General features: G+C 64.5%; 3 protein-coding genes. All 3 read right to left on the bottom strand.

Annotated features, from left to right (window positions below; translation table 11 throughout):
• Window positions 1-422 (bottom strand): hypothetical protein (locus GY812_16800; protein ID MCP4437144.1); only part of this gene is annotated, 422 nt, incomplete at its 3' end.
• The gene (locus tag GY812_16795) at window positions 415-732 is read right to left on the bottom strand and encodes a hypothetical protein (protein ID MCP4437143.1); all 318 of its coding nucleotides are present in this window, start codon (window positions 730-732) and stop codon (window positions 415-417) included. The genes GY812_16800 and GY812_16795, both read right to left, overlap by 8 nt.
• Before the next feature lie 41 nt (window positions 733-773).
• Window positions 774-1,582, bottom strand: an 809-nt coding sequence (locus tag GY812_16790) for a phosphoribosylformylglycinamidine synthase subunit PurQ (GenBank protein ID MCP4437142.1), incomplete at its 5' end; no start/stop codon positions are given.

The raw sequence follows: 1,582 nt of genomic DNA, 5'->3' as shown, positions 1-1,582 counted from the left end.
GGGCACCCGGAGGTCTCCCTGTCGAGCCTGTGGACGAGGACGGCCCTCGCCCTGCCCTTCTCCCTCGCCCACTTGGCGGCCCTGCCGAACACGCGGCCCGCCTCACCCCTGTCGGTGGCCACGGAGAGGAGACCCTGCGGCTTGTCGACTACTATCACCTCGGAGTCCGAGTAGAGCACTCGGGGCTCGGGTATCCCCGGCTTGGGAGCGGCGGGCCTGTCGCCGTCCTCCCTGGATAGGACGGTGACCGTCGAGCCCTCTGCGACCCTCTGGCGCGGGTGCTCGGCCCTCTCCCCGTCCACCCTGACCCTGCCGTGGGATATCATCCGGCGGAGGGAGTTCCTCTTGGCGTCGGGGTGCATGGATGAGAGCGCGTCGATCAGGAGTGTCTCCTCGTCGACGGTGATCGATGGGTCAGTCACTTTCCCACCACTCCTCTGGCTCGTCATCGTCGTGGTGGCGGTCGAAGGCGGCGGCCTCCTCCTCCTCGGAGATCACCCCATCCCCGTCTGTGTCGAGGACCACGGCCTTCCCGAGTAGCTTTCTCTTGCGCGCGGTGTTGGCGGCGAACAGGAGTAAGACCACGAGTGCGGACACCAGCACTAGGCCCTCGGCAGCGACTCTGCTCAGCCCGAGGCTCACCAGGACCTGTACGGCTATCTCGTAAACCGCGTGCAATATGATCCAGAAGACGACTTCAATGAATATCTCGAAGCAGATGTCCTCGGACATGCCACACCCACCGGTTGAGGTGTTTTGGTGCTTATGGCGGCCTAGTGGGACGTGACGTAGTTAACGGCGTTCCGGAATATCGCCATGCCCTCGCCCTCCCCGTGCTCCATTTCCTCGCGGGTCCAAGTCGCCCCCAGCCATGTCGAGTGGTTTGCCTCCGGGTGCGGCATCAGCCCGAACACCAGTCCGGAGGGGTCGCACACCCCTGCTATGTTCCTCCAGCTCTGGTTGGGTGATATCGGGTATGGGAGCACCTCGTCCGTGGAGCTCGGGTATTCCGAACCCGGTTCGACGTAGCGAGCCACCAATTGGCCCGATTCGGCCCACTCGTCGAGGAGCCCGGGGTCGTCGGTGACGAACTTGCCCTCGCCGTGTCGTACCGGTACGCGCATGCGGGTGATGCCCTTGGTCCAGATGCAGGGGCTGTTGGGGTCGAACTCCAGCGTCGCCCAGCGGTTCTCGTACTGGCCGCTGTCATTGAGTGCCAGTGATGCGGTCTGGGTGAGTGATACCTCGTCGTCGCCGGGGAGGAGCCCCATCTTGACGAGTACCTGGAAACCGTTGCATATCCCTATCACTGGCTTGCCCGCAGCAACGAACTCCCTCACCTGCTCACGGAGGCCGAACCTGAGCCGGTTGCCCATCAGCCTCCCGCTTCCTAGGTGGTCACCGAAGGAGAAGCCCCCGGGGACCGCCATGATGTCGTAGTCGGAGAGGGTCGCCTCGCCGCTGACCAGTCGATTCACGTGTACCCTGTCTGCTGAGGCGCCGGCCATCTCGAAGACGGCCATGGTCTCGGTCTCGCAGTTGATCCCGAAGCCGGAGAGGACGGCGACCCTGGGTTTGCCTC

This window comes from Actinomycetes bacterium (genome assembly GCA_024222295.1).
Lineage (GTDB): Bacteria > Actinomycetota > Acidimicrobiia > Acidimicrobiales > Microtrichaceae > JAAEPF01.
The sequence above is the reverse complement of the archived record's forward strand: the minus strand, read 5'-3'. Positions and strand labels throughout refer to the sequence as shown.

What these genes read in the sequence shown, in the direction of transcription:
- GY812_16795 (MCP4437143.1), bottom strand. Translation starts at nt 732, where the DNA reads ATGTCCGAGGACATCTGCTTCGAGATATTCATTGAAGTCGTCTTCTGG.